Origin of the sequence: Deinococcus alpinitundrae (assembly GCF_009982895.1) — a bacterium.
Lineage (GTDB): Bacteria > Deinococcota > Deinococci > Deinococcales > Deinococcaceae > Deinococcus > Deinococcus alpinitundrae.
In genome coordinates this window covers 126,068-135,176 of the sequence record NZ_WXZL01000012.1, presented here as the reverse complement: position 1 = coordinate 135,176, position 9,109 = coordinate 126,068, and the positions used below count along the sequence as shown (strand labels likewise).

At 64.1% G+C, this 9,109-nt stretch carries 9 protein-coding genes; 5 read left to right on the top strand and 4 right to left on the bottom strand.

Annotated elements, in window-relative coordinates:
- Positions 1–619: 619 nt before the first annotated feature.
- Both GUI70_RS12915 and GUI70_RS12910 read right to left on the bottom strand, forming a co-directional pair.
- Positions 620–1,420 carry a VC0807 family protein gene (locus GUI70_RS12915; RefSeq protein ID WP_161882715.1) on the bottom strand — a complete coding sequence of 267 codons (801 nt, stop codon included), beginning with the start codon at positions 1,418–1,420 and terminating at the stop codon, positions 620–622.
- A gap of 46 nt (positions 1,421–1,466) precedes the next feature.
- Complete coding sequence (locus tag GUI70_RS12910; RefSeq protein WP_161882714.1) at positions 1,467–1,865, bottom strand: DUF423 domain-containing protein; 399 nt, start codon at positions 1,863–1,865, stop codon at positions 1,467–1,469.
- Positions 1,866–2,170: 305 nt separating this feature from the next.
- On the opposite strand from GUI70_RS12910, the gene mraZ reads away from it, so the two are divergent.
- From mraZ to GUI70_RS12890, 4 genes are all read left to right on the top strand, one after another.
- Positions 2,171–2,599 carry a division/cell wall cluster transcriptional repressor MraZ gene (gene mraZ, locus GUI70_RS12905; RefSeq protein ID WP_161882713.1) on the top strand — a complete coding sequence of 143 codons (429 nt, stop codon included), beginning with the start codon at positions 2,171–2,173 and terminating at the stop codon, positions 2,597–2,599.
- Positions 2,600–2,744: 145 nt separating this feature from the next.
- The gene (rsmH, locus tag GUI70_RS12900; protein ID WP_237724893.1) at positions 2,745–3,596 is read left to right on the top strand and encodes a 16S rRNA (cytosine(1402)-N(4))-methyltransferase RsmH; all 852 of its coding nucleotides are present in this window, start codon (positions 2,745–2,747) and stop codon (positions 3,594–3,596) included.
- Positions 3,593–4,048 carry a hypothetical protein gene (locus GUI70_RS12895; protein WP_161882712.1) on the top strand — a complete coding sequence of 152 codons (456 nt, stop codon included), beginning with the start codon at positions 3,593–3,595 and terminating at the stop codon, positions 4,046–4,048. The genes rsmH and GUI70_RS12895 overlap by 4 nt, the downstream gene beginning before the upstream one ends.
- A gap of 139 nt (positions 4,049–4,187) precedes the next feature.
- On the top strand, positions 4,188–5,543 hold the full coding sequence (locus tag GUI70_RS12890; protein WP_161882711.1) for a peptidoglycan D,D-transpeptidase FtsI family protein: 1,356 nt from the start codon (positions 4,188–4,190) through the stop codon (positions 5,541–5,543).
- 37 nt (positions 5,544–5,580) lie between these two features.
- Here the strand turns inward: GUI70_RS12890 and GUI70_RS12885 are convergent, their stop codons facing one another.
- Positions 5,581–6,996, bottom strand: a complete 1,416-nt coding sequence (locus tag GUI70_RS12885; RefSeq protein WP_237724890.1) for a mercuric reductase — start codon at positions 6,994–6,996, stop codon at positions 5,581–5,583.
- A gap of 97 nt (positions 6,997–7,093) precedes the next feature.
- Positions 7,094–7,732 (bottom strand): YceI family protein, encoded by a 639-nt coding sequence (locus tag GUI70_RS12880; protein ID WP_161882710.1) that lies wholly within the window; start codon positions 7,730–7,732, stop codon positions 7,094–7,096.
- Positions 7,733–8,397: 665 nt separating this feature from the next.
- Here GUI70_RS12880 and GUI70_RS12875 point away from each other — a divergent pair.
- Positions 8,398–8,877 (top strand): RlpA-like double-psi beta-barrel domain-containing protein, encoded by a 480-nt coding sequence (locus GUI70_RS12875; protein ID WP_237724889.1) that lies wholly within the window; start codon positions 8,398–8,400, stop codon positions 8,875–8,877.
- Positions 8,878–9,109 lie beyond the last annotated feature (232 nt).

The following is a 9,109-nucleotide window of genomic DNA, read 5'->3' as shown; positions in this document are numbered from 1 at the left end:
CAACGCCATTGGCAGCGCTTTGGACGCCGTGAAACGCTTGGATATCGAACACTGGTTTAAACACGCCCATCCCCAGGTTCTATTGTGACAAATGCTCTAATATAGCCCAAGGTACGATTCGACGAAAGGCACCAGACTGTGAAGCCAAATTGCCGGTGCACGATACTACAGCCTCACGACCAGCCAGAAGCAGCGCCTGGTCTACCTCAAGAGCTTCAGCCAGCCACAGAAGGCCGGGAGGACACTGAAAATGATTATAGATGAAACAAACATCCCGGTTAGGGTTGGCTCGGCCGTAGTAACCCGGCCCATCGTAGTTTTCTAGCCAACCTTCTCAATGCCTTTGCTGAGAGGAATATCGAGATCCCATATTATCCTTAGAAGCTTCGTCGCCTGTCCTGCCTTCCAGTTTATCCCTCAGAGGGAGACGACTAGGCAATCTCTTTACCACATATAGCAGTTCATCAGGCTTCATTCCTTATTATAAACCAAGATGTTCTACCTGGTTGGCTTGACAGTACATCACCTTCATGGCAAACGAAGGCCAAGTATTCTCTCAAATTTGTCTGGAGCGCTGGGGAAAAGGCAACCTGAGCTCGTCCACAAGTCCAATGCATTGCTACTCGGCGGCCGCCTCCTGCAAGCGCGCCAGCTTTTCCGGCGAGAAGATGTCGGCTTCTTTGCCGTAGCGCTTCTTGACCGCCAGCTGAATCAGCCAGATACCCACGCCCACACCGATGAGGCTCAGCACCAGACCGGGAATGCGCATCACGGCGTTGGCCTGGGCCACCTGGGCATTGAAGCTGTCGGAGCCGAATTTGCCGACCACCAGATACAGGTTCACGAAGTAGTTGATTACCGACGACACCAGCTCAACCAGGCCGTAGGAAACGGTGGCAGACCGCACCGCGCCGTCGACCTGCGGGTCGTGCAGCGCCCGCTGGGTGGCGGCCCGGTTCTCAGGACTCTCGGTGAGGGTAGATGCGTCCAAAACCACCCGGAAGATCGGCGTCTTTGTCAGCAGGCTCCCCAGCGCCAGCAGCCCGAACAGCAGTGAGGGCACGCTGTCTTTGAGAGCGAACAGTGGGCCACCGTCCACGTACCAGAAGGCCAGTGCTCCGCGCACCAGCGCCACCACGCCGCCCAGCAGGGCAATTCCGCTCACCGTGCGGTTGATGGCGAGGTCGGCCAGCACGTACACCACCGGAATCAGCGCGGCCAGCAGGTAGGCCCGCACGTTACCGGTCACGCCGCCGCCGAATACCTGCTCGCTGATACTGATCCCGCTGCCCAGAATGTTGGGGCTGAGAATGGCAATCGGGATGATGAGGGTAAACAGCAGGTCCCAGACGGTCTTGGGCACGCCCGCTTTCTTGCGTGGCGGCTTGGTGGGGACCGTGGGCGGAGTCGGAGCAGTCATAGAGCGAATTGTCTCACGGCCAGATAAGGCGCGGTGAGACATTCAGTCACGGCCTGCGCTGGCGTGCGTCGAGCGCCACCAGGCCCCAACCGACGAGTTGAAGCACCCCGCCAATGGGCGTGATGGCCCCCAGCACCTTGACGTCGCTCAGGGCCAGCGCGTAGAGGCTGCCCGAGAAGATCAGCGTGCCTGAGAGCAGCCAGATCGGCCCCCGACGCTGCTGCGGGTACGCGCCCAGCACCAACAGCCCCAGACCGTGGTACATCTGGTAGCGCACGCCGGTCTCGAAGACGGCCAGGTTTTCCGGGCTGATGGCGCTTTTCAGGGCGTGAGCGCCGAACGCGCCGAGCGCCACCGCCGCTGCGGCCAGCAGTGCGCCGCCGAGAGCTGGGTTGAATCCAGGCGTCGTCTCTACCCGCTGCACCGTGCTGCTGAGATCGGTCATGGGCGCAGTTTAAGCGCTGGCGGCAGCGTCGGATGTCCCACGCCGGGCGCGGCAGCGTTCAGAAAAGCCAGATCAGGTGGGAAGCCGGGGAGATGTACGTCAGCTTTCGGGGAAAAAGTGGGAAGCGGTGGTAAAACGTGGTAGCCGGTGTTACACTCGCTTTATCCGGCTCGGAATGCTGTGGGCGCAGTTCCTGGCTCATTTAAGGCGCATGTTTGACTTGAGCCGGGTGGGAAATGGTCCCAGAAGTTGCCCAACTCGATTTCCCGTTCTTTCTTGTCTTTCACTTTAAGGAGAGCAGCCCCTTGCCGTTCGGAGAATACCCCTACGCGATAGACGACAAAGGCCGTGTGGTGATGCCACCGGCTTTTCGCGAATTTGTCGAGGACGGGGTCATTCTGACGCGCGGTATGGAAGGCTGCCTCTACCTGTTTCCACTGTCCGGCTGGAAGCGCGTCGAGGAGCAACTCGAGCACCTGCCGCTCACCGACGCCCACAGCCGGGCCTTCGTGCGGTTTTTCTATTCCGGGGCCAGCAAGGCCCGGCTCGACGCCCAGAGTCGCCTGACCGTGCCGCCGCCACTGCGGAATTTCGCTGGTCTGGAGAGCGAAGTGGTGGTGGCCGGTGCGCCCGGACGCCTGGAGTTGTGGAGTCCGCAGCGCTGGGACGCCGCCATCCAAGCGGTGCAGGACAATCCGCCGCATCCCGAATTACTGATCAATTTCGTGGCCTAGCGCCGCGTCAGGAAACCTCGCCGTGCCGACAAAATCTTCTTCCCGCCGCGCTCCGCCGCCCCGCCCCATCTCAACCGGCGATTCACCGGACCAACCTCACCCCACCGACCTCCCTGACGACCAGCATCCCAGCGCGCTCTCGCACCTGCCGGTGCTGGCCGCCGAGGTGCTCGAAGCGCTCGACCCCCAGCCCGGCGAGGTGTTCGCGGACGGCACCCTGGGCGGTGCGGGCCATACTCGGCTGCTGCTCAAGGCGGGCGCGCGGGTCTACGGCATCGACCAGGACCCCTACGCCCTCTCGCGGCTGGGTGAACTCGAGGGCCTGACCATCGTGCAGGGCAATTACCGCGACATGGTGTCTCTCCTGGCCGAGCACGGTGTCAGCCGAGTCGACGGCGTGCTGCTCGATATCGGCGTCAGCAGTTTTCAGCTCGACGACGCCCAGCGGGGATTTAGCTACCACACCGAAGCGCCGCTGGACATGCGGATGAGTCAGACAGGCGAGAGCGCCTTCGAGGTCGTCAACGCGACGCCCACCGACGAACTGGCCGCCCTGATTTTCGAGTACGGCGAGGAGCGCCATTCGCGCCGCATCGCCCGCGCCATCGTAGCCGCGCGCGAGCAGGCACCGGTGGCCACCACCACCCAACTCGCCGAGATCATCAAGCGGGCTTACCCCGGCGGCTTTGCCCGCGGCATTCACCCGGCCCGGCGCACCTTCCAGGCGCTCAGGATTCACGTCAACGATGAACTCGGTGCGTTGCGCAGCGGCCTTGACGCGGCGGCTGACCTGCTCGCACCGGGGGGCCGCCTGGCCGTCATCAGCTTTCACAGCCTGGAAGACCGCATCGTCAAGCGCTTTTTGAAGGGGCGAGACGATCTGGAGGCCCTCACCAAGCGCCCCGTCGAGGCCAGCGACGAGGAGCAGGCGCGCAATCCGCGTGCGCGCAGCGCCAAACTGCGCGCCGCCCGCAAACGGCTGGAAGATGGATCGTGAGTCGTCCACTGCCGCTGCAAGCCAGCCTGAGCGTGTGGCGGGCCAGGGCGCTGCGCTACACCAGTTTCTATGTGCTGCTGGCCGCCGCGCTGCTGGGCCTGCGCTACGCCACGCGCGAAACCTACCCGCACCTGCGCGAGCTGAAAGCCAGCGTGCTCGAACTGCAAAACGAGCGCGACCACCTCGAACTCGAGGTCCAGACCCTGACCACCGGCCCGCGTGTGCTGGAGTGGGCCGCCGCGCAGGGCATGGTGCCCTATGCCCAGGCCACCAAGACCAGCGCCGAGATTTCGGTGCTTCCGGACCTGCCCAAGCCGCCCCCGGACGACACCTCGTTTCAGGTCAGCACGCGCTGGAGTGTGCCGGACCCGGCTACCCAGCCGCAAAGCCCTGCTCTCACTTCCCCACCGCAACCCAGCTCCCAACCACCAGCGCAGAACAGGTCGCAGTGAAGCGCAGCACCTCGCAACAGCACACCGTGAACACTGCTCTCTTTGCAGCTCTTCTCCGCCAAGCCCTGCGCGCCTACGGCCCCGCACGACCTGAAATAACCGACAGCCTGACCTTCAAACTCAACCCGGTGACACCGACATGGAACTGAAAATTCGTAACCGTTCACGCATCATCCAGGTCATCGCGCTGCTGGCCTTCATGTCGCTGGTGTGGGCCTACGCCCAGCTCGAATGGGGGCTGCCGCAGAACATCAAACGGGCGGTCTTGCAAAGCCGGGGTAGCATCGTCACCGAGTCGGGCACGGCGCTGGCCCGCACGGTCGATGGCAAGCGGATGTATCCGCAGGGCAAGCTGGCCGGGCAGGTCATCGGCATGATGGGCGTCACCGACGGGCTGGAAGGCCTGGAAGCCGCCTACAACAGCCAACTCTCCGCCGGGGAGAACGTGACCGTGACGCTCGATCCGGCCATCCAGGCCACCGCCGAGAACGTGCTGGCCAAGGGCGTGCAGGAGCACCAGGGCGAGTACGGCTCGGTCGTCGTCATGGAAGTCCGCACCGGCAAGATCATCGCGGCCGCCAGCTACCCGCCCTTCGATCCCAATACCTGGAAGACCTTCAGCCCCGCGGCGCGGCGCAACCGGCCCTTTCTCGACCGCTTCGAGCCGGGTTCGACCGTCAAGGGCCTGACGGTGGCCGCCGCACTCAACGAGGGCCTGACCACCCCGGGCACCACCTACGACACCCCCATGCAGCGCTTCGTCGGAGGCCGCTGGGGCAGCACCATTCACGACGCGGTGGACCATCCCAGAACGCTCAACACCCAGGGCATCCTGCGCTATTCGAGCAACGTCGGCATGTCGCATGTGGTCGAGCACTTCCCCAACGAGAAGCTCTACGCCTACCTGCACGCCTTCGGCTTTGGGCAGGACGTGGATCTACCCACCATGATCACCGCCAGCGGCACCTTACAGCCGGTGGGCAAGTGGAACGATCTGGTGCGTATCACCAACGCCTTCGGGCAGGGCATGTCGGCCACGCCGCTGCAACTCGCCGCCGCCTACAACGCGCTGGCCAATGACGGACGCTATGTTTCGCCCCGGCTGGTGATGAGCGAACCGGCGGGCGTCAGCCGCAACGTGGTCCGGGTGGACTCGGCCCACACCATTCACACCCTGCTCAGAAATGTGATCAGGGACGGCATCCCCGGCGCAGCAGGCATCAAGGGCTACGATCTGGCAGGCAAAACCGGCACCGCCCAGGTGGTCGTGAACGGCAGATACAGCGCGACCATCTACGACAGCGTGTTCGCCGGATTCTTTCCCTCGGACGCGCCGCGCATCACCATCGCCGTGATGGTTCACGGCGCCAGGTACGAGTACCACGGCTCGATGCTGGCCGCACCGATCTACCGCGACGTGGCGGCAGCCATCATCAGCCAGTGGGGCGCGCTGCCCACCGAGCCGCCCCAGAGCGAGGCCAGCAGCGCACCTTAAATGACCGACCTGCCGACCCTGAGCTGCCGCTGCGCCTCTAGCCCTGGCCCATCAGCCGCTCCGGCTCACCCATGAACAGGTTGTTGATCGACTCGCAGAGCGTCGGGTGGGCTAGCGCCGCGTTGCGCAGGGTGGTCGCCGTGAGCTGGCCCATCATCGCCAGTTGCAGGGCGCTCATCACCTCGCCGCCCTCAATGCCCAGCACTGTCGCACCCAGCAGCTGATCGCTGGCATCGTCCACCACCGCCCGCATCAGCCCAGCGGTGGCGTTGGTCTCGATGGCGCGGGCCACGCTGCTCATCGGCAGGGTATAGACGCGGGTGGAGCGGCCCAGCTTTCGGGCCTGCTGACGGTCGATGCCGACACGGCCCAGTTGCGGATCGGTAAACAGGGTGTAGGGCACCAGCCGTTCGCTGACCTTGCGCTCCTGGCCGTGCAGCAGGGCGTCTCGCACGATGCGGTAATCGTCGTAGGAAATGTGCGTGAAGGCCGGGCCGCCCTTGATATCGCCCAGCGCATAGACCCGCTCGGCGGCCAGCAGGTGGTCGTCCACCTGGATAAAGCCGTGCGGGTCGAGCTTGGCCCCGGTCGCCTCCACGTTGAGGGTGTCAGTGTTGGGTACCCGCCCGGTGGCGACGAGTAGGTGCGAGCCGGAGAGGGTCTGCTCCTGGCCGCCCTGCTTGACCCGGAGCCTGGTTTCACGCCCCAGCCGCTGGGCGCCCAGCGGCTGGGCGCCCAGCACGAACGTTACGCCCTCGCCCTCCAGCACGTCTTGCAGGGCCGCCATCACGTCTGGGTCCTCGCGCTCGATCAGGTGCCCGGCCTGCTCGATGACCGTGACCCGGCTCCCCAGTCGGGCATACAGCTGGGCGAATTCGAGGCTGATGTAGCCGCCGCCCAGAATCAGCAGATGCGTGGGCAGCTCGCGCAGCAGCAGAATGTCTTTGGAGGTCATCGCGCCCACGCCGTCCAGACCCGGCAATTCGGGCCAGCGGGGCCGCGCTCCGGCATTGATGAACACGTAGTCGGCGCTGAGCGTCCGGGTGCCGCCGTCGTTCAAGCTGACTTCCAGCTCGCGCACGCCGGTAAAGCGGGCCTGGCCGGAGAGGAGCGCCGCGCCCGACTTCTTCACGCCCGCCTCACTGCCACTGCGAAAGTCGCGGACGATGCCCTGCACCCGGTCCACGATCTGGCCGAGGTCGACGGTGACTTGCCCAGCCCGCACGCCCAGCGCTTCGGAGTGGCGAGCGACGTGGGCCGCCTGGCCGCTGGCGAGCATGGCCTTGGTGGGCGTGCAACCCTCGTTGACGCAGGTCCCGCCGACATGCTCACGCTCGATTAGCGTGACGTGCCAGCCTGCTTTGGCAAGCGCGCCCGCCAGCGGTCCTCCGGCCTGCCCGGCACCGATGACGAGAGCGGAGGTTGGAGGCATCGGGGTGGGTGGTGGGGTCATGAATTCTCCTGTGAAGCAAGGAATGTGAGGAAACGAGGGCGAACCGGCCCTCCAGTCGGGAAACCCGCGCTTCTCACTAGAGTGTCCGGAGCAGACCCTAGCGCAGCGGCAGGCGAAACAGCACCTTCACGTCGGTCTGGGGGTCCGCGCCGGGAATCGAGATCTTGTGGGCGGCGAAGGTGACGTTGAAGGCAGTGCTGACATCGATGACCGAGCCGTCCACCGCTTCCCTGAGGGTAATCGGCGACGTCAGCGGCACGGTCACTCCGTTGAGTTCGAGTGTGCCCTGAGCCGTGCCGCTGAGCGTCTGCCCCGGCTGAATGGACTTGGCGACGTTGAGTTTGTTCAGGGTGAACAGAGCCGTGGGGTGCTCGGCCACGCCCAGGAACTCCCCGGCGTGCTTGTCGCGCAGCGCGATGCCGGTGTCGAGTTTGTTCAGGCCCAGGCTGACCGTGCCGGTGGTGGTTGCCAGGTTGCCGGGCGAGAAGGTCAGATCGGGTTTGATGCCCTCGATCTTGCCGGGCACCGGGATGCCGGTGACGCGGAAGTTGAAGGTGGCCGCCCCGGAGGTATCGGTCACCACAATCGGCGCTGGGCCGCGTCCCAGGTACGTCAGGGCGGCGTAGCCCGCCGCTGTGCCGAGCACCACCACACCGACAGAGGCCAGCAGGCGGGTACGCGTCAGACCGAAGCGCGGGGGGCGAGCAGTGTTTGGGGCAATGGGGGTGGCATTCATGCTGAATCTCCTCGGGGCAGAGGCGCGTGTATAGGTGGGCTTTGCCGCTGATTTGCAGGGAACCGGACAACGACAGCCGCGTCGTTTCGGTTCGTCCTGCGGCTTACTGTCAGGTACGCCGTCCAAATTCAAAAGGTTCAGAGCGACTTCCGGTCGGCTGATGTCCGCACTGGCCAACCGGTCCGGCCATCTACCACAGACCCCTGGTAGATGGCTGTGGCGACCAGCAAGGCCGGGCACGCCGCCGGACGGCCCACACCCTCCGGCAAGGTCATAAAAGCAACGAAAATGAGAAGTTAAAGACCCTCATGAGAAAATCTGTCAGCCTTTCAGAGTGTCTGGGAGCGACTTAAGCGGTATCAGGCGAAATGCAACCGGCACGTCAATGAGAGCTAGGAGCCCTGTTCCCCATCAAACGGCAATCACAGGCCTCTAGGCTGGGACTATCTCGGCGGACGCACAGGGCTATGGCCTGTCCGGACCGCCGCGTTTTACGCCGCACCCCCGCTGCTTCCCGCAGGGCGCTGCACCCAAGTCTTTGTGTTTAGACCCCCACCCTGCCTGTCACTTCGGGCGAGGCGTTCGAGGAGTGATCCGTTATTATGCTGAATCTTAAAAAACAATCTTTTACTCGTTTGTCAACCAAGCCGAAGCGGTGCCGATCAATGCTGGCTGGATTGAGCGGCGTGGTGCTGCTGAGTCTGGGTGGTCTGGCCCAGGGCCTGCCTCCCCTGCCACAGTTGCCAATCGGTGCCCTGACACAGCAAGCGGTGCAAGACGCTCTGCCGACTGACGACACAGTCAGCGAACTGGCGGTGGGGCGAGCGGCGGGGGCGAGCCGGACCGTGCGGGCCACCGCCTACAACAGCGAGGTCGGCCAGACCGACGACAGTCCCTTCATCACCGCCACCGGCACACGGGTCCGTCCCGGCGTCATTGCCCTGAGCCGCGATCTGCTGAGAATCTTTCCCTACGGCACGCGCGTCACGCTGCACGACAGCGCCGGGCTACTCAATGGCCGGGTCTTCATTGTCGAGGACACCATGAATGTGCGGCTGGCCAACACCATCGACATCTGGATGGGCAGCCGCGCCCAAGCGCTGAGATGGGGGGTGCGTACCGTCCGCATCACCACCGTTCGCTGAACTGACCTTATCTTTTCTACGTTGGTGCCGCCATTTTTTCATGAGAAAAAGTCCAGCGTCTTTGACGTTGCTCTCATCTCTGCGGGATGCACTGGCCTGCCTTCCCGAAGGGGATCAGTCAAGACAAGTAATTTTTATGAGACCTAACGGCAAATTTTCTTAGATGAGGCACATACAGCCTCTCTAGCCTCTAGGTGCTGCGGTCGGGCCATACGTGCCGGCCGCTTTGTAC